The following is a 22,721-nucleotide window of genomic DNA, read 5'->3' as shown; positions in this document are numbered from 1 at the left end:
AGTCCTCATCACAGCGCACCCTCCTGGCTGTCACAGTGGGACCACTGGATCAGCAGTAGGACGGGGGCAGAGCAATGGTGGGCGTTGATGATCTAGTGCGAGTCTGGACGCTGACGGGCACTCCGATGGGCGCTGAGCGCCTCGGCCGGTACGCGCGGGCTCTGGTTGCCGAGCGTCCTGTCGGTCCGTACCGGGCTCTGGACGACGACCAGGAGGATCTGGCGATCCTCTCCTTGGTCCGTGTGGACCGCCCGCATGCGACCATCGAGGACCTCCACCAGATGCCCCCGTTGGCCCTCTCGGGCTACCACCAGATGATCCACGACCTGGCGCGCGAGGGACTCGGGCCGGTCCCGGCAGCTCGCTGACGGGCGGTCAGGCCACCGGACGGCCCAGCCACTGCGGCTCGATTACGCGCCGCTGGACCCTCGAGGCTCCCACCCAGAACTCCGTGGCGGCCACGTAGTACTCCTTCCGCCAGAGCACCTGCACCTCCACGGCATCGCGGGTCCAGGCGAGGGCGAAGCCCGCGGTGCGGGTCTCGCCGCCGTCGTCGGTGGGGACGTCCACCCAGACCGGGCGCGCCTTCAGGGCACGCGTGATGTTCCCCGACGGAGCCGGGGACGGAACGGGCCGCGGAACGCGGCGGCTCGGCATGGTCGCGGTGTGCATGGACGCATTGTGCGCCCGGGGTCCGACAGCGGGAACGGCTGCCGGTGCGGCACCGGTCCTAGCGCCCGGCGCCCTCCGCAACTTCGGCCAGGGACTCAAGCTGGACGATCGCGGCGAGGGCGTCCCGCGCCTTGGCGCAGGCGCCTGCGTCGGCGAACCTCGTGTGGGCCTCGTGGAACAGCTCCAGTGCCTCGCCGGGGGAGTCGAGGCGCTGGGCGATGGTCGCATGCAGCATCGACGCGTCCCCCGCAGCCCGGAGTCCGAGGTCTGCGCGGCGGCGGCGTCCGTGGTCGAGCCTCAGGGCGGCGTCGTAGATCTTGCCCTCGAGGTAGAGCCAGTGGGCGCGGTTCAGGTCGGCCAGGGCGCGGTCGCGGTCGGTGCCGCCCGCGATGGCGAGCGCGATCTCGGCGTGCTCGATCATGGCCTGCGTGTCGGCGTCGGCGACCCCGGCGGAGAGACGCGCGGAGGCGGCGTCGAGGTTGAACTGCGCCCAGAGGCGCATGTCCTCGAGCGGGAGCAGGAGCTCGGATGCGTGGCGGTGCTGGTCCCTCCCGTGCCGGTTGTCGCCGGTGAGGAAGGCGGTGTTCCCGATGCTCCAGTGCGCTTCGCCCGCGGTCTGGGGCGGCAGCTCGGTGATGAGTGACTCGAGCTCGGCGCAGCGTTCTCGTGCCTCGTCGAGCCGTCCCGCCTCCGTCAGGGCCGCGACCAGTTCCCGCAGGGCCTTGGCGCGGTCTGCCGCGTCGGCGGAGGCGTTCGAGGCGACGGCGACGGCTTCGGAGGCGTGCTCGATCGCCGTCGTGAGTTCGCCGAGTGCCCTGAACGCCTGGGCGAGGAGGATCTGGACTGCGGCGCTTTCGCGGCCGGTGTCGGAATCCATGAGGAGGAGCTGCAGGACGTCCCTCGCCTCGCTGAAGCGTCCCTCCGCTGCGAGGGACTCGGACTGGAGGACGGTCATCTCGAGCCAGAGCCGCTGGTCGCCGGAGTCGAGGGCGAGACGGGCGGCGGACTGGGCGTACAGGGCGCAGTCGGCGTAGTCGCGGACGTCCCAGGCCGCCTCGGCAAGCAGCGACGGCAGGAGCTGCTGTACGGGTGCCAGCGCGCCGGCGAGGCCCTGGACGAGACGGTCGGTGGGCTCCTGCTGCCCGGCCTCCAGGAGGGAAAGCTGCTTGGGGGTGCAGAGGCCGCGGCTGAGCTGGTCGACGCTCAGTGCCAGCCGGCGCCGTTCAGCTGAGAGCCTTTGGCCGAATCGGATACCCATGGCTGCCTTCCTGTCTGGTCGAGGGAGTGGAGTGCTGCAGTCCGCAGAGGATGCGCAGCTGGTCCATCAGTTCGCTGCGTTCCGCGGGGCCCGGGGCGGTGGGGCACCGGGGAACGACGGCGAGTGGTGCTGGGAGCCATGCCGGCGACTCAGGGGAAGACCGGGGGCGGAGGACGAGGTCCTGGACGCCAGTCCGTTCGATCACCGCGCAGTGTGACGCCGGAGTCGGCCCGGACGAGCCGGGCCCTCGCCCGGGCGGGCTTCCCATGAAGTCATGGGAGTATGCCCGAGCCATCGTCGGCACCTTCACGGCCCCAGCCGCCATGTGGTGTGTCACAAGGTCAAGCATGGAGGTAGAACGAGCGTTCTGTCTACATGACACGAGGCTGAATATGTTATGGCGTCTTTTGTAACATCGCTCGCCCGGTCGGGAGGCCTCGCTTCGCGGTGTGTCGCGGAAGGCGTGCAGGGCTCAGGAGGCCAGATCCTGCCCCTGTGGATCTGGTTCAGCGGCGCGGTGCTGGCGCATCAGCAGCTCGGCGAGCCGGCGCCCGTGCTCGGCGGCATCCGCGTCCCCTTCGCGGTCGGCGACGATGGAGCCTTGGATGATGGCGTGGCAGGACCACGCGAAGCCTTCGGGGTCCCGGAGGCCCGCTGCGGCGGCTGCCGCTTGAAGTCCCATCCTCGTCTGCGACAGGTAGGCGGCGCTCGCTTGCCCGAGCGGGTGCTCGGGGCCCATCTCTATGAGGACCTGCAGGAGCCCGACGACCTCGGGGGAGCGCTGCCGGAACCATCCGTCGAACACGTCGAAGACCGTCAGCACCAAGTTCTCGAGGTCGTCGCGGTCGTGGAGGGCCGCGCTGATGGCGGCCTGGCGCTCGGTGAAGCGGTGCCTGAGGTAGGCGAGGACGAGATCGTCCTTGGAGCGGAAGTGCCGGTAGAAGGTCGAGATCGCGACTCCCGAGGCGGCGATGAGGTCGTCTACGCTGACCCCCCGGAGGCCCTGACGGGAGAAGAGCTCATAGGCGGCCTCGACGATGTGGTCGCGCACCATGCTCGCACCTCCGGTGCGTTCTGGGGGGCCAAGCGTGTGCGGGTCCACTCCCGAATCATAGAGCGAACGTGTGTGCAAAATGCTAGGCCAGCGTCGACACGAGTGACGCGCGCACGTCTGGCCGCATCCGCCAGTCGCCGAACGAGTACGCGAGGGTGTCCCCGATGCGTTCCAGCGCCTGCCCGACTGAGGCGAGGTGCACGCCGTCGGCCGAGATCGTGGGGCAGGGCATGGCGCGCTGAGGGTGGACGAGCATGACGGGGATGACCTCGATGTCGGGGCCGAGGAGCGCCTTGAATTCGTCGGCCGCGGAGTGCAGGGAGCTCGGCCGGCCCGGACGACGCTGCGCTTCGAGGAGGAAGACGATGTTCCCGCGCACGACGGCGTGGTCCGCGCTCGCGGGGGCGGCGCCGCCGAGGCGGAGCGAGTGGAAGATCTCGGTGCCCGGGATCGACAGGAGCGACTCGAGGAGGGCGGCGACGGTGGCGGTCTCCGGCGCCGCATCGCCCAGGATCCGCTCAGCACGCGCGCATCGGGAAGCCGCCGTCATGTTCCGGCGTCGCGCGCGGACGGCCGTTACTCCCAAGCTCGCGAGGCAGGCGGGGAGGACGGCGAGAACAAGCCAGCCAAAAGCCAGCTCTACAAGTGGATCGATGACGCCGAGGACTGTCAGGAGGGCTGAAACGACGACGGCGGCACCCGCCAGAGCGAGCAACGCGCCACCGCGGAACACCGCCTTGCGGGCGATTCGTCGGTTCCGGCGGCGAGTGCCGACTGGCACGGCGGGGAGGCCACCGAATTCCCGGTACCAGGCCCATTGCGTGGGGTCGAGCGCGGACGCGGCCGTCGGAGATCTGCCGTTCATGGTGGTTCCTGGTTCAGGTCTGGGGGTGAGCGCAGGACGGGTGGTAGGAGCCTCCTCCCGGTTCTGGGTGCCGGGAGGAGGCTCCGGTCTGTGGAGGGCTAGTGCGGGGGCCGACCGTTGGTGAAAGCCCAGAGCGGGCTATCCGCCGAGAGCATTGGCAACCTGCTGCACCATCAAGAGATACGACTGCTCGAGTTGGGTACCAAAGACGATGATTCCGCCCATGATGGCTAGCGCAATGAACATCATGAGGAGCGCGTACTCGGTTGCGACGGCCCCCTGTTCGTCCTCGTGCGTGGGAGTCATGAGAACAGCTTCATGATGTTCAGGACCGAGGGGCCAAGGACGACGATGAAGAGCGCTGGAAGGATCGCGACGATGAGTGGGAAAAGGATCTTCACGGGGATCTTCATGGCATGCTCCTCAGCACGCTGACGCCGTTTGACCCTCATCTCCTTGGCCTGGCCGCGAAGGACCTTGGCTATGGCGATGCCGTACTGATCGGCTTGGACGACTGCGCGGATGAAGGAACGAAGTTCGGCGAAATCGGTGCGCGCCCCGAGGTCGAGGTAGGCCTCCCGACGGGACCTTCCCACCTGGATGTCCTGGAGGGTCCGAACGAACTCGTCAGCGAGGGGGCCTGTCGAGCTTTCGGCGGCTCGGGACATGGCGGCTTCGAACCCCACGCCGGCCTCGACCGAGATGAGCATCTGGTCCAGCATGTTGGGAAGCGCGATGCGCATCGCCTCGCGCCGCTTCTGGGCTCCGTTGTGCAAGAGGATGTCGGGAAGAAAGTAGAACAGGGCCGTGAGGCCGATGGTCAGCAGGGCCAGAGGCGGGCTGGGGGAGCGCAGGTAGAACAGGAGCCCGAAGGCCAGACCCGCAAGCGAGAGCACCGGCTTGATGACGAGGATTCGCTCGATCGGCCAGCTGCGGGGCCTGCCGATCCCGGCGAGTTTTCGGTCGAGCCAAGCGGCGTAGCCGACGGGCATGATCTTGCGCGAGATCTCTTGAAGGGCCTCAGGCAGCGTCTTCGTGCTGTGCTTTGCGGCTGCCTTGCCCAAACCGAGGTTCTGCTCGATGGTTCGCCGGACCGAGCGGTCGGTGCCGGCAAGTGCCCACGTGAAGTAGACGAGCGGCGCGACGATCGCGAGTATCGAGGCAAGCGCTATTGGGGACACGGATCCTCCTTCAGAACTTCGGCTTGATGATGCGGCTGAGCCAGAACGCGCCCACGCCCAACTGAACGGTCGCGACCCCCAACAGCAGCCAGCCGGCGAACGAGCCGAAGAAGGTCCGCGGATAGGTCGGGTTCATCAATGAGAGCAGAATGAGCATGATGATGGGGAGACCGAGCAACACGCCCGCAGACATGCGGCCCTCGGCGCTCAGGGCCCTCACCTGTCGACCTAGCTGCGCTCGTTCTCGGATCGTGTCGTTGACGTTCTCAAGCACTTCTGCGAGGTTGCCGCCGACCTCGCGCTGGGTCTCGATGGCCTGCGCCGCCCACAGGAAGTCCTCGCTCTTCATACGTCCCGCCGTCTCCAGGAGCGACTCAATGAGGTCCTTGCCGATCCGGGTCTCGTTGACCACCCGACGAAGCTCGTCCCCCATCGGAGACTCGGCCTCGTCAGCAGCTCCGTCCACAGCCCGCAGGAGGCTGTGACCAGCTCGAAGGCTGCCCGACAGCATCTGCAGTGTGTCTGGCAGCTGGTCGGCAAACTTCCCTTGGCGCCGCGATGCCTTGAGGTTGAGCCACACAAGCATGGCCGCCGGCATCAGCAGCGCGAACAGAACGGCGAGTCCGAGCCCCCCGAGAAGGAACCCTGAGACCGCGCCCGCAACCGCGCCAGCCGCGCACATGAGCAGGAAATCCCCAGCGCTGAACCTGACCCCTGCCTGTTCGAACTTGTCCGCTGGGACGAGCCGGAGATCGCGTCCCCGCAGCTTGCGGTTGATCGCACCGACGGCGGAGTCGGTGAACTTCGTCAGGGCGGAGGGACCAGCGGCTACCCCGGGTCTCCTGCGCTCGGCGGAGACAGTCCTGCGTGACTTGACCATGATGCCGACGATGACTCCGAGTCCCACGTACACCCCGAGGAGCCCGAGAACCAGGACGAGAGGAGAATCCATGGCTATCACATCCGTCCGAACTGGCTGCCGAAGACGCTGGGACTGAGCCGGATTCCCAGTTCCGCAAAGCGCTCCGTGAATCTCGGCCGCACACCCGTGGCGATGGTGCGACCGAGGAAGCGGCCGTTTGCGTCTATGCCGGCGCTGTAGTCGAAGAGGAACGCATCCTGGAGGGTGACGATGTCTCCCTCCATTCCTTGCACCTCTGTGACGTGGGTGACGCGACGCGTCCCGTCTCGGAGGCGGGTCAGGTGGACGATTACGTTGACGGCGGACGAGACCTGTTCGCGGATGGCGCGCAGCGGCAGGTCCATGCCGGCCATGAGCACGAGGGTCTCGAGGCGGGCGATCGCGTCGCGGGGCGTGTTGGCGTGCACCGTTGAGAGGGAGCCGTCGTGGCCAGTGTTCATGGCCTGGAGCATGTCGAGTGTCTCTCCGCCGCGGACCTCGCCTACGACGATCCGGTCGGGCCGCATACGGAGCGAGTTGCGGACCAGATCGCGAATGGTGATCGCGCCGAGGCCCTCAATGTTCGGCGGGCGGCTTTCGAGCCGGACGACGTGTTCCTGCTGCAGCTGGAGTTCGACAGCGTCCTCAATGGTGACAATGCGGTCGCTGTGGGGGATGAATGAGGAGAGGACATTCAGCAGAGTGGTCTTTCCGGTGCCTGTGCCGCCGGAGACGATGACATTGAGGCGCGCCTGGACGCACGCTCTCAGGAGTTCAGCCATCTCGGGGGAGAGCGTGCCGAGCTCGATCAGCTTCTCGACGCTCAGGGCCTCCCGTGAGAACTTGCGGATCGTCAGCGCGGCGCCGTTCACGGCCAGGGGCGGAATGATCGCGTTAACGCGTGACCCGTCCGTGAGCCGGGCATCGACAAGTGGCGAGGACTCGTCGATGCGGCGGCCGACTCGGGACACGATGCGCTCGATAACGCGGCGAAGCTGGTCCTCGGAATCAAAGGTCGTCTCGGTGGGGAACAGTTGCCCGTGTCGTTCGATGTAGACCTGGTCTGCCCGGTTGACCATGACCTCGGTGACGCTGGGGTCCTCGATGTAGCGTTGGATCGGGCCGAGACCAAGGACGTCGTCCATGACCTCGTTGATGAGCCGGTCCCGCTCGCTCGACGTGAGCGGAACGTGCTGCTCGGCGACCACTGTCCGCAGCTCGCTGCGGACGTAGTCGCCCAGCTCTGCTTCGCTCAGTGAGGAGTCGGTGATGCGGTTTCCCACTCGCTCGTAGAGGTCCGCCGTCACCTTTCCTTTGAGGTCCCGCAGAGCTTGGCTCGTCCGGACAGCGCCCGAGGTGGCGATCTCGCCCACGGCCAGACGAGCTTCGGCGTCCGCGGCGGCTTTGGCCTCGACGCGCACCGCGAGGTTCGCGTGCTGGCTCGTCGGTTCAGCCAAATCCGGTTGGCCGACGGGCAGCGGGGGGTGAGAGCGATCCCCGCCGTCCGACGGTGTCTCCTTCTCTATCTGCAGAGGAGCGGGCGCATCGGTCCCGCGCGCCTGACGGAGTCGCTGGGAGAGGCTCACTGGAACACCGCCCTTCGGTGGAGCTGCTTGTGGTCACGCTCGTCCCATTGGGGTCGGAACCGCTCGACTAGTCGGCGCAGGCCCTTGGCCACGGGGTCGCGGATCCCGTCTTGGAGCACTGGAACGCCTCGGTTGGTCGCGAGCGGGAGCTGACGCGAGCGGGGGAGGATGATGTCGACTGGCACGCCGATTGTGGCTTCGATGTCCTGGACCGTGATCCCTGCCTTCCGGTCAGCCATGTTGACCACGACGTGACGGTTCTCGGGGAGCATGTGAAGCTCCTCAAGGATCTCGAGGCCAGACTTGAGCCCGCGGACGCTCGGGATGTCCATACCGCATACCCAGACCACATCGGTGGCATGCTCAAGGGTGGCCAGCACGTGTTCCCCAAGCCCGGGCGAGGTATCGATCACCACGTACCGGAATTCGCTCGCGAGCCTGTCGATGAGGTCAGAGACGCTTCCCGTCGTGATCCGGTCTGCGTCCGCAGGATTGCGGGGAGCGCAGAGCGCATAGATCTGGGTGTCGTGCGGTGTCAGATATGTTTTGAGCGACAGGGAGTCGACGGGGCCGCTCACAGCGTCCAGGACGCTGCGTTCCGGAGTCAGCATGAGTCCGCTTGCGACATCCCCGAACTGGAGGTCGAGGTCCACGAGGACCACCGACAGGGGGGCCAGCTTTGCGAGGCCGACGGCGAGATTCGTCGCGATGGTCGTCTTTCCGACGCCGCCCTTAGGCGACATGACTGGAATAACCCGCCCCCGCCCCCCGCCGGCCGCGGCATCATCGGCGGGAGGCGCGGCCGCCCTACGTGTCTCAGCTGCTGCCCTTGCCCGTTCGATATGTGCACGGAGCCCCTCCATCGACGTCTCTGGGGGGACGAGATCCCGAATGCCGGCGCGCATCGCGGCCAAAGCCAAGTCCGGCGTCGGCGTCGCTGTGAGGACTACGCTCACGTGGGGGTGGGCTGCATCTACCACCGACGCAAAGGTGAGTGCTTCCTCCGGCTTGAGGTCTGGGCCGAGAATGAGGACCTCGAGGGGGTCGCCTACCAGCTGACCGAAAATGTCATCCACATCTGTCGGCAGGTAGTCCGCCTGGAAGCTCTGGAGGAGACCAGGAAGCCCGGCGACGGCAAGCCGCACGAGGTGCTCGAACCCTGCGTCGGCCGTGACGAGTGCATAGCGGCTCATCGGAAGACCTTCGTCCTGTCTACGACGCCCGCGGAGTCCTCCGCAGCGTTCTTTGGTTCTTTCGAGAGGTACACCTTGCCGAATTCAGTGGTGAAGACAATGCGTTCGGCCTGGGCTGCGGGGACAGCTAGGGTCACGAGGTACTCTCCATTGTTCGCGGCGCTGCGGTTGCTGTTGATGCCACCGCTGCTCTGGCCGGACTGCTGGTTCTGAGGGCTCTCAGCGTTGGCACCGCTGGCCATCTGGAAGCCCGTCACGAGGACCTTGTGATACGTCAGCTGCGTCTGAGCGGAGGCGGCGTCTTCCTTCGCAAATGAAAGGAAGACGCCCACGGTGTCGCCGGCAGAGACAGTCCCACCCACGACACGTTCGATCGGCAGGCGGACAGTGACTTCCTGCATTCCGGCAGGCACCTCCGCTCTGCTCGGTCCGCGCAGCTCTGCAGGCTCGACGAAGCGAGTAGCCAAGAGTTGCTCGCCCGGCTGGAGGTCGACCGCTGCGACCCGGCCCTGGAGGTCGCCGAGATCGCTTACGGCGTCCACGGCTGTGACACCTTTGGGGATTGGTTTCTTGGCGATGGCATCGCCGAGACTTGCCGACGGCGTGCCCGCCGGGACGGCCTTCTGCACGACGTAGACGTCGGACGTTTCGGTGTTGGCAAGGGCGCGCGCATCGGCGCCGTTGACGTAGGTGATGAGCAGGACGGTGCCGATGATTGCGACAATCAGTGCGGCCACGCCTCCCAGTAGGCGGGTCCTCACGACGAGCTCCTTCTTGTTTGGGCGCCGGCGCTTCTCGGGCGTCGGTGCGACTCTTACTGCGTCAGCGCGACGGCGTAGGACCCGTAGTCCTTGCCGCCGGGGCCGGTTTCCGCCTCGGTGGTGACAAAGCGGACGAATTTGCCCACAACACAGCGCTCGCTGCCGGTGCATTTGACCTTCGCGGGAATACTGCCAGGCATATATGTGTAGGGGCTGTTCCCTGTTCCACTAAACTGCCAAGCGTAGATTTGCAGTGTTGCGTATCCGAGAATGTGATACTGAGCCGAATTCCCTTGATAGTCGGCGTAGCTGAAGACGGGGAAGAGAACCTCGACCGGCTTATTCTGTGAAAGGGTGGAGATCCAACCCTCAAGGATGGTTTTGCAGTCTCCGGGATCGTTCCCCGGATCTGAGGGAATGGTTCCATTGGCTGAGGTGGTGGCCTCGCATGGGTCCGACTCCTTGAGCCATCCCCACCCGCCCGGGACGGTTTGGCCGCTCGCGTTCCGTGTGCATTGCATATTCGTCGGCGTCGCGTTCTTGCCGCTGCCCGGCTTGTAGGAGAACTTCTGCAGGTCGCCGGAGTTCGACGCGTTGGCGAGATCGAAGCAGCTGTCCGAAAGCGCGAGCGGGAAGCCTCCGTCACCGCCGGGCGGCTTCCAGACGGCCGTTGCCGCTGCCTCGACAACCTGCGAGTCAATGTTCAGGGCGTTGGCGAGAGTGAGCTGAAGTCCTCCGGCTGGTGACGAACTGACCACGCGGACCGAGGTGGACGTAGGGAAGGTGACTGAAGCCGGTACCGCGGTTCCGCCATTCGAGTTGGCCGGCGTGTACTGATTCGCAAGACTGGCTCCCGTAGTGGTGCACGAGGTCTTGTTCTTCGCACAGTAGGCCGCGACAGCTAGGGCGGACGCGTCGGCCCCGTTCTGAATCTGGGCCTTGTAGGCCGCGATGCGGCCGATGTCGACGGCCAGAGCGCCAGCCCCAACGAGGACCAGCATGAGCACGGTGACCATCACTGCGGTTGCACCCCGCTCTGGATGAGCGCCTCTGAGGCGCCGTATCAGCCGCCGCATCGCATGGCACCTATCCCCGTCAGGTTGACCGGGCCGAAGGTGAACCATGAGCCTGTAAGAAGATCGACCTGCGAGGTGACTGTGGAGGTCACCTGGGTGTCGGGCGTGCAGGTTCCCGGAGCAACATTGATGGTGTAGCCCCCCGCCACAGCCTGTGCCGCTGACACCGCCAGCCCCGCATCTTTGGTGACCGCCATGGTCCGGGCCGCCTCTCGAGCGGCATTCGTCATGACGATCTGCGCGTTGTAGAGCCGGCCGAACTCGATGATCCCCACGACCAGCAGGAGCAGGATGGGCAGGACGAGAGCGAACTCGACGGCGGCAGCGCCGCGCTCTTTACTTTGAAGCTGTGGCATTTCTTCCCCCTTCCCCGAGTAGAGACGTCATTTCCGTGGCGGGCGTGCGCCCGCCACGGAAAACGACTGCGCTGCGAGACCCTGCTCAGAGGATGCCGATTGCGGCCCCGAGGCCGGTGAAGAAGGTGTTGAGCTGGCCGCCGAAGGCGGTGACGCCGCCAACGATGGCGAGAGCGATGAATGCAACCAGGAGCGCGTACTCGGTCGCGGTCGCTCCCTTCTCCTTCTCGGTGTTCGTGATGTCGTTCCAGAAGATGTGCAGGGTGACCAGGAACTTGTTCATGGGAATTCCTCTTTCGAAATCCGTGGAACCAGGGCAACGACCCCCAGATGAACGCCGTCGGGTTCCATGCCGGTAGTCTTGATGCCGGGCGAAAAGATCCGCCACACTCGGTCGGTACTTGTTTTTGTTTGTTTTGATAACCCCCGGGACTACTCGGTCCGGTGGCTGAGTACTCGGTTCTGGCCCGCTGGCGGCCCGCGAAGAGGCGAGGGTGCCCCGGGAGCCGGCCGAGCGGCGTCGTGCGCGCGTGCGAGACTGGATGAGGCGGGCGGTCGCCCCGCCGCCGCACCCGCTTTGACCCGCCCTGCCGCGCCGGGCTATCCTTGATAGTCGTTGTGCGTGTCTCGACTCGATGGTGCGCGCCGCGGGAGTGTCCAGTTGCAGGACGCCGGCTCCCGAGGCGCATTCGAGTGTCACGGGATGACTGGTCTGGGAGCCCTCACCTCTGGTCCGGTAGCGCACCGAAGAACGGGATGTATCTCACCGGCATCCCACCAGACCAAGAAACGAAGGCAACAACTGTGCGTACGTACACTCCGAAGCCCGGCGACGCCGACCGTCAGTGGCACGTCATCGACGCCACCGACGTCGTTCTGGGTCGTCTTGCCAGCCAGACCGCAACGCTGCTGCGCGGGAAGCACAAGCCGACCTTTGCGTCCCACATGGACATGGGCGATTTCGTCATCATCATCAACGCTGAGAAGGTCGCCCTCACCGGCGCCAAGCTCCAGCAGAAGCGCGCTTACCGCCACTCGGGTTTCCCGGGCGGCCTGACCTCCGTCACCTACGCGGAGCTCCTTGAGAAGAACCCGGTCCGCGCCGTGGAGAAGGCCGTGAAGGGCATGCTCCCGCACAACAAGCTGGCCGCGCAGCAGCTGTCCAAGCTCAAGGTCTACGCGGGCCCGAACCACCCGCACGCTGCCCAGCAGCCCAAGACCTTCGAGATCACCCAGGTCGCCCAGTAGTCCTGGCCACTAGTCAAGAATTCATCAAGGAGAACACTGTGGCTCAGAACGAAGAGCTTGCCCCGGCCGAGGCCGAGGAGAACCTGACCAGCTACACGTCCGAGAGCGCCCCCGCCGGTGCCGAGGCCCCGAAGCGCGAGCGCCCGGCGCTCACCGTCTCCGGTGCCGCTGTCGGCCGCCGCAAGGAGGCCGTGGCCCGCGTCCGCGTCGTCCCCGGCTCCGGCCAGTGGACCATCAACGGCCGCACGCTCGAGAACTACTTCCCGAACAAGCTGCACCAGCAGGAGGTGAACGACCCGTTCAAGCTCCTCGACCTCGAGGGCGCCTACGACGTGATCGTCCGCATCCACGGCGGTGGCCCCTCCGGCCAGGCCGGCGCTGTGCGCCTCGGTGTCTCGCGCGCTCTCAACGAGATCGACGTCGAGAACAACCGTCCGGCCCTGAAGAAGGCCGGCTTCCTGACCCGCGACGCCCGCGTGGTCGAGCGCAAGAAGGCCGGTCTCAAGAAGGCCCGCCGCGCTCCGCAGTACTCGAAGCGCTGATTCGGCTGGTTGGGCGGGGTTTCGACTTCGCTCGACCACCGTTCGGAAGGCCCGTCCCGCACTGCGCGGGGCGGGCCTTTCCGCGTCCCCGGACGGGTCCCCAACCGGCCGGAATTCGCCAAACAGGTGTTTTTGAGTACACGCGTTCAGGAACAAGTGGTGCACGGGGCCGGGTGGGGCGCTAGGTTCGCGGCGGGGCCGCAGACAGCGGCGCCGATCCGTCGGAAAAAATCCTTGGGGGACCCCGTCATGACCCGTTCTCGACATCTTTCCCGGCCCGCCCTCGCCTCCGCGGCGACCGCAGCCCTCGCCCTGGGGCTCGCCGTCCCCGCCCACGCCGATACGCTCCATGCCGACGGCGACGTGCTCACCGAGGGCACGGATGTCGCCCTCGGCATCATCGCCTGCGATCAGGCCATCCCGTTCAGCACGCTCCTCTCCGCGGTCCGCCAGGGAGCTCGCGGCACGGCGCCGGTCTACGCCGACGGCTCCACCGTCAGCTTCGATGCGAGCGTGCTCAGCTGGCCCGCCGGCATGACGGTCGACTTCCCGACCGCCTGGCCCGAGCTGACGCTGCCCTCGGACTGGACCGCCCGTCCCGACGGCACCCGCAGCGATTCCGCGGAGTTCCAGATGGCGCTGCGCTCCACGGTGAACGGGCCGGGGGAGACCACCATCCGCTGGTGGGCCGGCGGGACCTCCGCGACACCGGGGGAGGCACCCGTCGTCCTCAACGCCGAGACGCGGGTGACCTGGGAGACCGCCGGGTGCCGCGACGCCGACACCGCCCCGACCGCGCCGGGCACCCCGTCCGTCTCCGCCCGCGTCACGGGCGGGTCGCTCACGCTCTCGTGGGCGGCTTCCACCGATGCCGAGGGCGACCCGCTCACGTACACCGTCGAGACCCGCGACCGCGACGACCTCGAGTGGAAGACCGTCATCACCGGCCTCACCTCGACCGCACTCACCCTGGCCGCCCCGGAGGAGGGGACGCGCAGCTACCGGGTCACCGCCGTCGAAGCGGGCACGACGGCGCCCGCGCTCTCGAGCGCCCCGAGCGCGCCGAGCGCGGCAGTGGTCGTCGACCGCGGGGCGCCCAACGCGCCGTCGTACACCACGAGCCGCGGCCCCGAGTACACGGCCCCTGACGGGACCGGCTGGTGGCGCGACTCCGTGGGCGTGGCCTTCGCCAGCGCCGGCGACCCGGCCCTGCCCGACGGCTCCGCCGGCAGCGGGGTCACGAGCGTGACCGGCAGCGCCACCGTGGCCGCGGCGGGCCCGTTCCGGATCACCGGGGTCGCCCGTGACGCGGCGCTGAACAAGAACCACGCGGTGGTCTCCGGCGCGGTCGACGGCGCGGCACCCACCGTCGCGCTCGACTGCCCGGCCGAGGCGGTGGTCGGCTCGGCGACGTCGGGGACCTGGACTGCCTCGGACGAGGCGGGCGGGTCCGGCGTCGCCGGCGCGTCGGCCGGCTCCCTCAGCCTCGTGACCGACGCCGTGGGCGCGCGGACGGAGACCCTCGCGGCCGGTGCGGCGAGCGACCGGGTGGGGCACGCGACGTCGTCCGCGTCCTGCTCCTACCGCGTGGTGTACCCGTTCGCGGGCTTCTTCCGCAGCGTGGACACGGACAGGGTGAACGTGGCCAGGGCCGGGCGGGACGTCGCGCTGAGCTTCAGCCTCGGCGGGGACCGCGGCCTCGGGGTGCTCGACGGCGCGCCCACCTTCGCGGTGAGCGGCGGCGCGCTCGCGGGGGAGGCGATCGACCAGAGCGGCAAGCTCCCCGGTGCGGGCCTGACCTACGACGCCGCGAGCGGCCAGTACACGTACCTGTGGAAGACCGACCGGGCGTGGGCCGGAAAGAGCGGGACGGTGTCCGTGCGGCTTGCCGACGGGACCGTGCACTCGGCAGTGTTCTCGTTCACGAAGTAGTGCCGGCGGCGCTGCCGTTTTCATGACAGATGTTTTCGAGTACTCGGTTTGCAAAACAAGTGGTGCGGGGCTCGCGGGAGGCGCATAGCGTTTGAAATGCGTCCAGAGTCGGGCGCAATGCCAACGATGAAGGGGACACATCGTGCATTCGCGCTTCGGCGCCACCGCGAGCCCCGGCTCACGGGATCTCAACCTTCTGCTATTGCCACCTCGGCGTCTCAGGTCTCGGTTGGTGTCCCTTCGCACCCACTCGGAGGAATCATGAACTACTCGCTTACCCGCACAACCCGGCTCAGGCGGGCCCTCGCGGCTGCCGTCCTGGTCCCGGGCATCACGGGAACGCTGCTCACCGTCGGGCTGCCCGCGCAGGCCGACGGGCCTGCGGGCACGCAGGGCGTCTGCAACGGTGTGGTCAACCAGCTGGCGCACCGTGGCGCAATCCAGGAGAACCTGCTCAAGGCCGCGACGAAGCGGAACGCTGACGCGATCGCCGTGCTTCAGGCCAAGAGGGCGGATCTGCAGAAGCAGGCGGACGCGCTCAACACGGAGATCGCTGGCCTCAACGCAACGATCAAGCAGGCTGACGACGACCTCGCTGCACTCGAGCAACAGATTTCGACCGCTGAGGCCTCGGTCAAGTCGCTGACACAGCAGCAGACCGCCACACAGCAGGAGATCGAGACTGCGACATCCACACTCGCGACGCTCCGCGCTCAGCAGGCGGACTTGACCTCCCAGCTTTCGCCTCTCCAGGACGAGCTCGCTGCAGCGCAGGCGGCCAGCGCCGACCTCAAGAACCAGGCCACCAGCACTCAGGCAGCACTCGACGCCAAGAACCAGGAGATCGCCGCGGCCAATGCCGAGCAGGCCACGCTCCAGAAGGCCGCGGCCGACGCCCAGAGCGCCCTGGACGCCAAGCAGCTCCAGATCAACTCGGCTGCAGGTGAACTCGCGAACCTCCAGGCGGCCGCACAGACGGCGGCGGACAATGTGAAGGCCGCGCAGAGCGCAGTCGACGCTGCAACGGCCGAGCTGACCCGGCTCCAGGGAATCGCAACCACCGCGCAGTCCACGCTCGACGCTCAGTTCAAGGCGGTGGCTGACGCCAAGGCGGACCTCGCGGCAAAGCAGAAGACGGCGGGCGATGCCGCGGCCGCCGTCGAGGCCAAGAAGGCTCAGGTCGCCCAAGCCCAGACGGACCTCGCCGGGCTGCAGGCGACGGCGCAGCAGGCCGCGGCCGCCCTCGCAGCCAAGAAGGTTCAGATCGCTCAGGCCCAGACCGACCTGGCCTCGCTGCAGGCCACGGCCAAGCAGGCCGCTGACGCCGTCGACGCCAACACGAAGGCAATCGCCGACGCCAATGCGTCGATCACCACCCTCCAGTCCCAGGTCGCCGCCGCGCAGCAGGCGGTGACGGCGAAGCAGGCTGAACTCACCACCGCCCAGAACGCCCTCGCGCCTCTGCAGCAGCAGAAGACGAGCCTGGAGGCCGATATCGCCGCCCAGCAGGCGATCATCGACTCTTATCCGACGAACTCCCAGGGTAGGAAAAAGTTGGATGCGCAGGCCCAGCTGGCTAAGGACCAGACGCAGCTGAACCAAGTAAACGACCAGATCACCACGACGAACGGTCAGATCGCCTCCCTGCAGGGCAATCTCACGGCCCTCCAGGCGAACGTGAACACGCTGAACGCGCAGCTCCTGACGGCACAGCAGAACAGCAGCGCGCTCCAGCAGCAGGCGGCGCCACTCCAGGCAGCGCTCGCGAGCGCCAACGACGCTGTGACGACCAAGCAGGCTGATCTCACCACGCTCCAGGGCCAGCTGCCCGCGCTGCAGTCCGCCGTGGACACCGCCAACACCGCCGTCGGGGCAAAGCAGGCGGAGCTTCAGGGCCTCCAGTCTGACCTTGGCACCCTGCAGAGTGCCGCGGCTGCTGCTCAGGCCGCCGTGGACGCGCAGGCGGCCGTGGTCAAGAATCTGGAGGACGCACTGCCGGGCTTGACTGAGAACCGTGATGCGGCCGTCAGGGAAGTGTCAGCGCAGCGGGACAAGCTAACCCAGCTCCAGAGCGCACTCACAGCGGCAAATGACGCCCTGACCGCGGCCCAGCAGGCCGTGAGGGACAAGCAGGCAGAGCTCAAGTCCCTCCAGGACCAGCTGCCGGCGCTTCAGGATGCTGTCGATCAGGCGAATGCTGCTGTGAACACGAAGCAGGGCGAGCTCGTCCTGCTCAACGCCGCTAGCGACGTCCTCGTCGCGAAGCTCACTGACCTGAACGCGCAGATCAAGGTTGCCGAGCAAAAAGTCCTTGATCTGCAGAACCTGGTTAATCCGCTCCTGGAACAGCTCGACAGCCTCAACCAGCAGGTTTCGGACACGGAGAAGCAGCTCGCTGGCCTGCAGCAGCAGTCTGTCTCCCTCGACCAGCAGGTCAGCGATGCACAGGCCACCCTCCGTAATCTCCAGACGCAGAAGAAAACGAACAGGGATGCGGTCGCTGCCCAGAAGGCTGTCGTAGCTGGCCTTCAGGACAAGCTCGCCTCCGTCCAAGCCCAGATCACCGCGATCGACGGCACCATCGCCAACGGCGGTTGCCTCGTTCCCGGCAAGTAGCTCAACCGAGTTGGGGGACGCCCGGGTGCCGTTCGGCACCCGGGCGTTCGTCGTCGTCGCCCGCGGCGTTACCCTTCACTCATGGGACCGAACCCCGAGGATCCGCGCCTCTCCGTCACCGAGGACTACGCCGCAGAGCTGGACGAGCTCCGCGAGATCGGCAAGGTCGACCACAAGGTCAGGCCCAGCGCCGACCCGCACGCGTGGCGCCACGGCTACCCCTACACGGAGAAGCTCTCCCGGCCCGCCTACGAGCGCCAGAAGCGCGCCCTCCAGATCGAGCTCCTCAAGCTCCAGCTCTGGGTCAAGGAGAGCGGCCAGAAGGTCCTCATCCTCTTCGAGGGCCGCGACGCGGCCGGCAAGGGCGGGGCGATCAAGCGGTTCAACGAGCACCTCAACCCCCGCGGCGCGCGGATCGTGGCCCTCGAGAAGCCCACCGACGAAGAGCGCACGCAGTGGTACTTCCAACGGTACGTCGCGCACCTGCCCAGCGGCGGGGAGATCGTCATGTTCGACCGCTCCTGGTACAACAGGGCCGGCGTCGAGCGCGTGATGGGCTACTGCAGCCCGAGCGAGTACCACGAGTTCATGCGCGAGGCCCCAGAATTCGAGCGGATGCTCGTCAACTCCGGCACCCGGCTGCACAAGCTGTGGTTCTCCGTGGGCCGCGAGGAGCAGCTCAACCGCTTCGCCTCCCGCGAGACGGACCCGGTGAAGCAGTGGAAGCTCTCGCCCACGGACATGGCCAGCCTCGACAAGTGGGACGCCTACACCGAGGCGAAGGAGGCCATGTTCTTCTACACGGACACCGGGGACGCGCCGTGGACCGTCATCAAGAGCAATGACAAGAAGCGTGCCCGCCTCGAGGCCATGCGCTACGTGCTCCACGTGACGCCCTATGACAAGAAGGACCTCAAGGTCGCCCACGCGCCGGATCCGCTCATCGTGGGGCCCGCAGCGGAGGTCCTCGAGGAGGGCGAGACGTACTCCGCGCGGTTCCCGGTGCTGCGGGACTGAGGCTTCGGCATCGGCCTCAACCGCCGGGGCGGGTTTCGACTTCGCTCAACCGCCGTAGACTAGGCGCTTGTGACTAGGCTCTTCGGTACCGACGGCGTCCGCGGACTGGCCAATGGCCTTCTCGACGCCCAGCTCGCCCTCAAGCTCTCCCAGGCGGCCGCCGTCGTCCTCGGGCACCGGCAGGTGGCCGACGGCGCCCGGCCCCGCGCCGTCGTCGCCCGCGACCCCCGCGCCTCCGGCGAGTTCATCTCCGCCGCCGTCGAGGCGGGCCTCGCGAGCGCGGGCGTGGACGTGTTCAACGCAGGCGTGCTGCCCACCCCGGCCGCCGCCTACCTGGTCGCGGACCTTGGCGCGGACTTCGGCGTCATGATCTCCGCCAGCCACAACCCGGCCCCGGACAACGGCATCAAGTTCTTGGCCCGCGGCGGCCACAAGCTCCCCGACGAGACCGAGGACCAGATCGAGGCCCTCCTCTCGGAGGAGCCCGTCCGTCCCACCGGAGCCGGCGTCGGCCGCATCCAGCGCTTCGCGGATGCCGAGGACCGCTACATCGTCCACCTCCTCACCACCCTCCCGCACCGCCTCGACGGCCTCACGGTGGTCCTCGACTGCGCGAACGGCGCCGCCTCCGGCTGCTCCCCGCAGGTCTTCAAGGACGCCGGCGCGAACGTGGTCGTCATCGGCGCCGAGCCGGACGGGCTCAACATCAACGACGGCGTCGGCTCCACCCACCTCGAGCAGCTCCAGGCCGCCGTCATCGCCCACGGCGCCGACCTCGGCATCGCGCACGACGGCGACGCCGACCGCTGCCTCGCCGTCGACCACGAGGGCACCGTCGTGGACGGCGACCAGATCATGGCCATCCTCGGCCTGGCCCTCAAGGACGACGGGAAGCTGCGCGACAACGTCCTGGTCGCGACCGTCATGAGCAACCTCGGCCTGAAGATCGCCCTCCGCGAGGCCGGCGTCACCATCCGCGAGACCGCCGTGGGGGACCGCTACGTCCTCGAGGAGATGCGCGCGCACGGGTACTCGCTCGGCGGCGAGCAGTCCGGCCACGTCATCTTCTCCGACTACGCCACCACCGGCGACGGCGTCCTCACCGGCCTCCAGCTCGCCGCCCAGGTGGCCCGCACCGGCCGGCCGCTCAAGGACCTCGCCGCCGTGATGACCCGCTACCCGCAGGTGCTCATCAACGTCAAGGGCGTGGACAAGGCTCGCGTCAGCGCGGACGACGGCGTCGCGGCGGCTGTCGCTGCCGCCGAGGCAGAGCTCGGGGAGACCGGGCGGGTTCTGCTGCGTCCCTCCGGCACCGAGCCCTTGGTGCGCGTGATGGTCGAGGCCGCCGACGAGGCGACCGCCGAGGCCATCGCCGAGCGGCTCGCGGGAGTGGTCGAGAGCCAGCTCGCCCTGACGTAGGACTCCCGCCGCGGGCGAGGGCGCTGGCCCTTGCCGCGGCCGCTCCCCGGCTGAACCATGAGCTTGGTCCTGATCCGGGCCGTCCCGCTGAGCTGAGGAGTCGCCGTGGCCAAGTTCCTGATCCTCTACCGTTCGCCGCGCACTGCCCGTGAGCAGATGGCCAACACAGACTCTGCAGCGGCCGCCGCCGGCATGGACGCGTGGAACGCGTGGGGCGAGCGGGCCGCCGCGGCCCTCGTGGACATGGGCTCGCCGGTCCAGAGCGTCGCGGGTCCCGGCGGCGGCGATCCCATCGGCGGCTTCTCGATCATGCAGGGCGGCTCGCTCGGCGAGGTCCAGGGCCTCCTGGAGGGCCACCCGCACACCGAATCCGGCGGCACCATCGAGGTCCTCGAGTTCCTGGCGATGCCCGGCGTGCAGAGCACTGAGGGCTGAGGCCTCGCAGGACCGCGCTCGCGCCGGCGGGGCCGGTCCGTTCCTGCTCAGTTTGAGGCGGCTGGAGCGTGCTGGCCCGGCGTGTCGTGCGCCGACACGCCGCCCGGGAACCCCAGCCTGAGCAGAACGGTACGCTCGCCTCATGCGCCCGCCGCCGCCACCTGTCGTTCGCGCCGTCCAACGGCTCAGCGCCGCCCTCGAACGGGCCTCGGCCGCGCTCAAGCCCGCCCAGGCCCGGTTCCTGGAGGTCAGCGGGGGAGTCGCAGCGGTCGCGCTGATGCGCGCGGCCGTGAAGACCCGCCTCATCGAGCCGCTGGCCACCGGGCGGAAGACGGCGCAGCAGGTCGCCGCAGAGCTGGGCCTCCACGCGGACACCGTCCACCGCGTCCTGCGCGGACTCGCCGTCTACGGGCTTGTGAGGCTCGACGCCGGCGGCCGCTTCACGCTCACGCGCACCGGAAGGCTCCTGATCGAGGACAGCCCGCATTCCATGGCCGGGTGGATCCGCTACGTGACCTCGGACGCGGTCCTCGCCGGCTGGCTCCGGCTCCCCGAGACCCTCGCCGACGGCAAGCCCGCCTTCAACGAGGCCACCGGGACCACCCTGTGGGAGCACATGGCGGCGCACCCCGACGAGGAGGCGGGCTTCGCACGCACCATGCACGAGCTCACGCTCCTGGCGGCTCCGCTCATCGTCGCCGCCTACCCGTGGCCCGAGCATGGCACGGTGTGCGACGTGGGCGGCGGCATCGGCTCGATGCTCGCCGAGGTGCTCCGGGCACGGCCGACGCTCGACGGCGTGCTGGTCGACCAGGCGGGGCCCCTCGCTGCCTCGGGGGAGTACCTCGCCGCGCGGGGCGTGGGGGAGCGGGTGCAGGCCGTCCAGGGGGACCTGTTCGAGGGCTTCGAGGCCCGGGCCGACTTGTACCTCCTCAAGGACGTCCTGCACGACTGGGACGACGACCAGTGCCGGCAGATCCTCCGCAACGTCCGCGCGGCCGCGGTGCCGGGCGCGACGGTTCTCGTGCTGGAGTGGCTCCAGGAGCAGAATGTCGCGGCGTTCCCGGTCTCGGTCTCGGACCTCATGATGCTCGCCCAGACCGAGGGCCGCCAGCGCTCTGCTGCCGAGCACCAGGCACTGGGGGCGGCCGCGGGCTTCGAGCCGGCCCGCGTCATCGACACGGGCGTCTACGGGATCGTCGAACTCGTCGCGGTGTAGGGCTGGGCCCGGAGTCGCGGGGTGCGCGGGGTCGTCGAGGCTCACAGGTCCTGAGACCCCCTGGTCGTTGAGCGTGCAGTGTTCCGGTGCGCAGGGGTCCGGTCTGTGCGGTGACGGGTCAGAGGCGGTCTGACCCGTCACCGCGCACACGGGCCTATGCCTTCCGTCAGCGGTCCCTCAGCGGGACGCCGTGGTCCACCGTTCCGCGGTGTCTGCGGCGGGGCGCCGGAACAGCCCGAGGGCCACGAGGAGGAGCCCCACCTCCGCGGCGCCCCAGGCGAAGTAGATGGCCTGCAGCGGGCTGAAGGGGATGACGATCATCTGCACGAAGATCCAGATCAGCAGTCCGTAGCCCGCCACCGCCGTCGCGAGGGCAGCGCCCCGCGCCCTCCGCAGCAGCATCGCCGCCGCGGTGATCTGCGTGCCGCCGATCACCAGTGCGAGCAGCAGGCCCGGGATCAGGTAGGACGTGAACGGGCTGCCCACCAGCATCGTCTCGGGCGGCGTGGCCCACTCGACCCTGCTCACGGACAGGGACCCCCACACCAGCGTCGCGCCGCCGGCCAGCGCGGTGACGCCGCCGAGGGCGGTCAGGACGCCGAGCGTGATCCGCGTCCACGGAACCATGGTTCGCCTCCTCGTGGAGATCCCCCGCACGTTGATCTGCCGCCAGAGTGCCGCGCCGAGGCGAGCCGGTCAACAGTCGGTGAGGCGCGGCGTCGTGCGCTCTTCCGCGGCAGGTGGGGGGTGAGGATACTTGCGGCAGGAGATAGGGCTCCGGCTGGGGATTCGCACTCTGCTTCCGTCCGGGAGGACAGCATGGACCACTTTCCGCTCCTGGCTGCGATCAGCCGGCTTCGCCCCGAGATCTGGGATGCGATCATCCCGCACGGGCCGGTCAACGGGCGCAGGGTCGAGTCGGTGGCGCTCAACCCGCAGCCGCTGCCGCCGAAGGATCCGCACGACATCGCCGTCGGGGCCGTCAGCATGGCGAACCGCGTGGTGCACCTGGCCATTGAGGCGCAGCTGCGCGGTGAGAATCCCGCGGGCTGGGTGAGCGAGCTCGTCGAGGACTGGTGCGGCTCCCCGTGGCCCCGCCGCTGGCCGTGGCCCTGGCCCGGACCGCGGCCGGACGAGGGGCCGTTCCCGGAGCCGTGGCGGATCCAGGAGGCGCGGATCGTGGGCGCGGTCGTCTTCGCCTCGGCGGCGTCCCGGCTCGGTGAGAGCGACCTCCGCGGTGCCTTCCGTGACGGGGCCGAGCGCCTCGCCGAGGCGGGGCTCTCCGGGTGAGGGCCGGGTCCTAGCGGTCGCGGAGGGCGAGGGGCCCGTTGGCGCGACGGCGGTACAGCCCCACGCCCCCGGGCCGCGGCCTGACCCTGGGAGCCATTGG

General features: G+C 68.4%; 24 protein-coding genes. 10 read left to right on the top strand and 14 right to left on the bottom strand.

Going from position 1 to position 22,721, the window contains the following annotated elements:
* The first annotated feature begins 125 nt into the window (after positions 1-125).
* Positions 126-368, top strand: coding sequence for a hypothetical protein (locus ABD298_RS06425; RefSeq protein ID WP_344298814.1), 243 nt, complete (start codon positions 126-128; stop codon positions 366-368).
* A 7-nt stretch (positions 369-375) separates the two neighbouring features.
* Here ABD298_RS06425 and ABD298_RS06420 read toward each other — a convergent pair whose 3' ends face one another.
* The 13 genes from ABD298_RS06420 to ABD298_RS06360 form a co-directional block, all read right to left on the bottom strand.
* Positions 376-672 carry a hypothetical protein gene (locus ABD298_RS06420; RefSeq protein ID WP_344298813.1) on the bottom strand — a complete coding sequence of 99 codons (297 nt, stop codon included), beginning with the start codon at positions 670-672 and terminating at the stop codon, positions 376-378.
* 58 nt (positions 673-730) lie between these two features.
* Entirely contained in the window at positions 731-1,930 is a 1,200-nt protein-coding gene (locus tag ABD298_RS06415) for a hypothetical protein (RefSeq protein ID WP_344298812.1), read from the bottom strand.
* 472 nt (positions 1,931-2,402) lie between these two features.
* Positions 2,403-2,984, bottom strand: a complete 582-nt coding sequence (locus tag ABD298_RS06410) for a TetR/AcrR family transcriptional regulator (RefSeq protein ID WP_344298811.1) — start codon at positions 2,982-2,984, stop codon at positions 2,403-2,405.
* A gap of 82 nt (positions 2,985-3,066) precedes the next feature.
* Complete coding sequence (locus tag ABD298_RS06405) at positions 3,067-3,849, bottom strand: hypothetical protein (protein ID WP_344298810.1); 783 nt, start codon at positions 3,847-3,849, stop codon at positions 3,067-3,069.
* A gap of 138 nt (positions 3,850-3,987) precedes the next feature.
* Positions 3,988-4,155, bottom strand: a complete 168-nt coding sequence (locus ABD298_RS06400) for a Flp family type IVb pilin (RefSeq protein ID WP_344298808.1) — start codon at positions 4,153-4,155, stop codon at positions 3,988-3,990.
* Positions 4,152-5,030 carry a type II secretion system F family protein gene (locus ABD298_RS06395; RefSeq protein WP_344298807.1) on the bottom strand — a complete coding sequence of 293 codons (879 nt, stop codon included), beginning with the start codon at positions 5,028-5,030 and terminating at the stop codon, positions 4,152-4,154. Before ABD298_RS06395 ends, ABD298_RS06400 begins: the two co-directional genes overlap by 4 nt.
* A gap of 10 nt (positions 5,031-5,040) precedes the next feature.
* A complete protein-coding gene (locus ABD298_RS06390; protein WP_344298806.1) occupies positions 5,041-5,982 on the bottom strand; it encodes a type II secretion system F family protein in 942 nt (313 codons plus the stop codon).
* A 5-nt stretch (positions 5,983-5,987) separates the two neighbouring features.
* Positions 5,988-7,304: a TadA family conjugal transfer-associated ATPase gene (locus ABD298_RS06385; protein WP_425564347.1), complete on the bottom strand. Its 1,317-nt coding sequence runs from the start codon at positions 7,302-7,304 to the stop codon at positions 5,988-5,990.
* Between the two features lie 209 nt (positions 7,305-7,513).
* Positions 7,514-8,710, bottom strand: a complete 1,197-nt coding sequence (locus tag ABD298_RS06380) for a CpaE/TadZ family protein (RefSeq protein WP_344298803.1) — start codon at positions 8,708-8,710, stop codon at positions 7,514-7,516.
* Positions 8,707-9,447: a Flp pilus assembly protein CpaB gene (gene cpaB / locus ABD298_RS06375; protein ID WP_344298802.1), complete on the bottom strand. Its 741-nt coding sequence runs from the start codon at positions 9,445-9,447 to the stop codon at positions 8,707-8,709. The genes ABD298_RS06380 and cpaB overlap by 4 nt, the downstream gene beginning before the upstream one ends.
* A gap of 77 nt (positions 9,448-9,524) precedes the next feature.
* On the bottom strand, positions 9,525-10,490 hold the full coding sequence (locus ABD298_RS06370) for a pilus assembly protein TadG-related protein (RefSeq protein ID WP_344298801.1): 966 nt from the start codon (positions 10,488-10,490) through the stop codon (positions 9,525-9,527).
* A 44-nt stretch (positions 10,491-10,534) separates the two neighbouring features.
* Positions 10,535-10,903: a TadE/TadG family type IV pilus assembly protein gene (locus ABD298_RS06365; protein WP_344298800.1), complete on the bottom strand. Its 369-nt coding sequence runs from the start codon at positions 10,901-10,903 to the stop codon at positions 10,535-10,537.
* An 85-nt stretch (positions 10,904-10,988) separates the two neighbouring features.
* Positions 10,989-11,186 carry a Flp family type IVb pilin gene (locus tag ABD298_RS06360; RefSeq protein ID WP_344298799.1) on the bottom strand — a complete coding sequence of 66 codons (198 nt, stop codon included), beginning with the start codon at positions 11,184-11,186 and terminating at the stop codon, positions 10,989-10,991.
* 521 nt (positions 11,187-11,707) lie between these two features.
* Here ABD298_RS06360 and rplM point away from each other — a divergent pair.
* From rplM to ABD298_RS06320, 8 genes are all read left to right on the top strand, one after another.
* Entirely contained in the window at positions 11,708-12,151 is a 444-nt protein-coding gene (gene rplM, locus ABD298_RS06355; protein ID WP_208709854.1) for a 50S ribosomal protein L13, read from the top strand.
* Between the two features lie 38 nt (positions 12,152-12,189).
* The gene (gene rpsI, locus ABD298_RS06350) at positions 12,190-12,693 is read left to right on the top strand and encodes a 30S ribosomal protein S9 (RefSeq protein WP_208709852.1); all 504 of its coding nucleotides are present in this window, start codon (positions 12,190-12,192) and stop codon (positions 12,691-12,693) included.
* Positions 12,694-12,942: 249 nt separating this feature from the next.
* The gene (locus ABD298_RS06345) at positions 12,943-14,625 is read left to right on the top strand and encodes a PxKF domain-containing protein (protein ID WP_344298798.1); all 1,683 of its coding nucleotides are present in this window, start codon (positions 12,943-12,945) and stop codon (positions 14,623-14,625) included.
* A 261-nt stretch (positions 14,626-14,886) separates the two neighbouring features.
* Positions 14,887-17,241 carry a coiled-coil domain-containing protein gene (locus ABD298_RS06340; protein WP_344298797.1) on the top strand — a complete coding sequence of 785 codons (2,355 nt, stop codon included), beginning with the start codon at positions 14,887-14,889 and terminating at the stop codon, positions 17,239-17,241.
* Between the two features lie 81 nt (positions 17,242-17,322).
* Positions 17,323-18,258: a polyphosphate kinase 2 gene (ppk2, locus tag ABD298_RS06335; protein WP_344298796.1), complete on the top strand. Its 936-nt coding sequence runs from the start codon at positions 17,323-17,325 to the stop codon at positions 18,256-18,258.
* A 69-nt stretch (positions 18,259-18,327) separates the two neighbouring features.
* Complete coding sequence (gene glmM / locus ABD298_RS06330) at positions 18,328-19,677, top strand: phosphoglucosamine mutase (RefSeq protein WP_344298795.1); 1,350 nt, start codon at positions 18,328-18,330, stop codon at positions 19,675-19,677.
* Positions 19,678-19,782: 105 nt separating this feature from the next.
* Entirely contained in the window at positions 19,783-20,112 is a 330-nt protein-coding gene (locus ABD298_RS06325; protein WP_344298794.1) for a hypothetical protein, read from the top strand.
* Positions 20,113-20,254: 142 nt separating this feature from the next.
* Positions 20,255-21,331: a methyltransferase gene (locus ABD298_RS06320; protein ID WP_344298792.1), complete on the top strand. Its 1,077-nt coding sequence runs from the start codon at positions 20,255-20,257 to the stop codon at positions 21,329-21,331.
* 177 nt (positions 21,332-21,508) lie between these two features.
* Here ABD298_RS06320 and ABD298_RS06315 read toward each other — a convergent pair whose 3' ends face one another.
* The gene (locus ABD298_RS06315; protein WP_344298791.1) at positions 21,509-21,958 is read right to left on the bottom strand and encodes a hypothetical protein; all 450 of its coding nucleotides are present in this window, start codon (positions 21,956-21,958) and stop codon (positions 21,509-21,511) included.
* A 192-nt stretch (positions 21,959-22,150) separates the two neighbouring features.
* Here ABD298_RS06315 and ABD298_RS06310 point away from each other — a divergent pair, with 192 nt between their 5' ends.
* Positions 22,151-22,621 (top strand): hypothetical protein, encoded by a 471-nt coding sequence (locus tag ABD298_RS06310; RefSeq protein ID WP_344298790.1) that lies wholly within the window; start codon positions 22,151-22,153, stop codon positions 22,619-22,621.
* Positions 22,622-22,721: the final 100 nt, after the last annotated feature.

Source organism: Sinomonas flava, assembly GCF_039531875.1.
GTDB classification, from domain to species: Bacteria; Actinomycetota; Actinomycetes; order Actinomycetales; family Micrococcaceae; genus Sinomonas; species Sinomonas flava.
The sequence above is the reverse complement of the archived record's forward strand: the minus strand, read 5'-3'. Positions and strand labels throughout refer to the sequence as shown.

Coding starts and splice junctions, on each gene's coding strand:
- ABD298_RS06315 (WP_344298791.1), bottom strand. CDS start 21,958: ATGGTTCCGTGGACGCGGATCACGCTCGGCGTCCTGACCGCCCTCGGC.
- ABD298_RS06390 (WP_344298806.1), bottom strand. CDS start 5,982: ATGGATTCTCCTCTCGTCCTGGTTCTCGGGCTCCTCGGGGTGTACGTG.
- ppk2 (WP_344298796.1), top strand. CDS start 17,323: ATGGGACCGAACCCCGAGGATCCGCGCCTCTCCGTCACCGAGGACTAC.
- ABD298_RS06410 (WP_344298811.1), bottom strand. CDS start 2,984: ATGGTGCGCGACCACATCGTCGAGGCCGCCTATGAGCTCTTCTCCCGT.
- ABD298_RS06340 (WP_344298797.1), top strand. CDS start 14,887: ATGAACTACTCGCTTACCCGCACAACCCGGCTCAGGCGGGCCCTCGCG.
- ABD298_RS06380 (WP_344298803.1), bottom strand. CDS start 8,710: ATGAGCCGCTATGCACTCGTCACGGCCGACGCAGGGTTCGAGCACCTC.
- ABD298_RS06425 (WP_344298814.1), top strand. CDS start 126: ATGGGCGCTGAGCGCCTCGGCCGGTACGCGCGGGCTCTGGTTGCCGAG.
- ABD298_RS06400 (WP_344298808.1), bottom strand. CDS start 4,155: ATGACTCCCACGCACGAGGACGAACAGGGGGCCGTCGCAACCGAGTAC.
- ABD298_RS06415 (WP_344298812.1), bottom strand. CDS start 1,930: ATGGGTATCCGATTCGGCCAAAGGCTCTCAGCTGAACGGCGCCGGCTG.
- ABD298_RS06320 (WP_344298792.1), top strand. CDS start 20,255: ATGCGCCCGCCGCCGCCACCTGTCGTTCGCGCCGTCCAACGGCTCAGC.
- ABD298_RS06365 (WP_344298800.1), bottom strand. CDS start 10,903: ATGCCACAGCTTCAAAGTAAAGAGCGCGGCGCTGCCGCCGTCGAGTTC.
- ABD298_RS06310 (WP_344298790.1), top strand. CDS start 22,151: ATGGACCACTTTCCGCTCCTGGCTGCGATCAGCCGGCTTCGCCCCGAG.
- ABD298_RS06345 (WP_344298798.1), top strand. CDS start 12,943: ATGACCCGTTCTCGACATCTTTCCCGGCCCGCCCTCGCCTCCGCGGCG.
- ABD298_RS06360 (WP_344298799.1), bottom strand. CDS start 11,186: ATGAACAAGTTCCTGGTCACCCTGCACATCTTCTGGAACGACATCACG.
- ABD298_RS06420 (WP_344298813.1), bottom strand. CDS start 672: ATGCACACCGCGACCATGCCGAGCCGCCGCGTTCCGCGGCCCGTTCCG.
- ABD298_RS06405 (WP_344298810.1), bottom strand. CDS start 3,849: ATGAACGGCAGATCTCCGACGGCCGCGTCCGCGCTCGACCCCACGCAA.